Origin of the sequence: Actinomyces sp. HMSC075C01, assembly GCF_001812965.1 — a bacterium.
Classification (GTDB): domain Bacteria; phylum Actinomycetota; class Actinomycetes; order Actinomycetales; family Actinomycetaceae; genus Actinomyces; species Actinomyces acetigenes.
Genome location: NZ_KV810917.1, coordinates 1 through 1,239, shown reverse-complemented (window position 1 = coordinate 1,239; position 1,239 = coordinate 1). Strand labels below are relative to the sequence as shown.

At 63.4% G+C, this 1,239-nt stretch carries 1 protein-coding gene and 1 pseudogene; one reads left to right on the top strand and one right to left on the bottom strand.

Translation table 11 applies throughout. The annotated features are described in order from the left end of the window. Positions 1 to 216: pseudogene (locus tag HMPREF2883_RS15200) on the bottom strand (hypothetical protein); the annotation flags it as partial. On the opposite strand from HMPREF2883_RS15200, the gene HMPREF2883_RS00190 reads away from it, so the two are divergent. Further along, positions 112 to 1,239, top strand: a 1,128-nt coding sequence (locus HMPREF2883_RS00190) for an IS256 family transposase (RefSeq protein WP_256277243.1), incomplete at its 3' end; no start/stop codon positions are given. The pseudogene HMPREF2883_RS15200 and the gene HMPREF2883_RS00190 sit on opposite strands and share 105 nt — an antisense overlap.

Sequence of the window (1,239 nt, the reverse complement as noted above, 5' to 3'; positions counted from 1 at the left end):
ATAAACCAGCCTCCACAAAACCCGGGGCTTGACAGCCAGCCCCCTCTCCAGAGCCTCCTTGACCAGAGCAGGCAGCAGGCCATCAGCCCCGGTCATGCTCACCTGCCCGGAATCAATCTGCTCAAACAAGCCATCCAGAGCCCCAGCCGAGCGCAGCTGGTCGACCACATCCCGCCCACCAGCAGGAGCCCTGTTGTCATCATCAGTAGCAGTCATCAGTGTCAGTCCTTCCAACGGAGGGGCTTACACAAACCATTGAACACGCTCGCGGCGTTTCCCAACTCGCGTAACGGGACCAGTTCTAAGACGGTCTCCACCGAGGTTGGGGATGTGGATCTGGACATTCCACGAGACCGGGCCGGGACGTTCACGCCGATGCTGGTGCCCAAGGGGCAGCGCCGGCTCGATGGGCTCGATGCGATGATCATCAGCCTGTACGCCGGAGGGATGACGGTGCGGGACATCCAGCACCATCTGGCCTCTACGCTGGGCACTGATCTGAGTCATGAGACGATCAGCAAGATCACCGACCAGATCAGCCAGGAGGTACTGGCCTGGCAGCACCGGCCACTGGACGGCCTCTACCCGGTGATCTACCTCGACGCCATCATGATCAAGGTCCGCGACGGGGCTCACGTGACCAACAAGGCCGCGCATATCGCGGTAGGCGTGGACATGGACGGGATCAAGCACGTCCTGGGCATCTGGGTCCAGGCCAGCGAGGGGGCCAGGTTCTGGGCCCAGATGTGCGCCGAGCTGACCAACCGCGGTATCAAGGACGTGCTGATCGTGTGCTGTGACGGGCTCACCGGCCTTCCCGAGGCGATTGAGGCGACCTGGCCCCAGGCGACGGTCCAGACATGCGTAGTCCACCTGATCCGGGCCGCCACGAGGTTCGTGTCCTACAGCGATCGCAAGGCCGTGGCAGCGGCTCTCAGGCCGATCTACCAGGCCCCCAGCGAGGAGGCCGCGTGGGAGGCCCTGGAGACCTTCGAGGCCAGTGAGCTCGGACAGCGCTACCCGGCCGCGGTCAGAACCTTCACCGACTCCTGGGAGCGATTCACTCCCTTCCTGGCCTTCCCGCCGATGGTGCGACGGGTCATCTACACCACCAACGCGATCGAGTCGCTGAACTACCAGCTGCGCAAGGTCACCAGGAACCGGGGTCACTTCCCCTCCGACGAGGCAGCGGTCAAGCTGCTGTGTGTCAAGCCCCGGGTTTTGTGGAGGCTGGTTTAT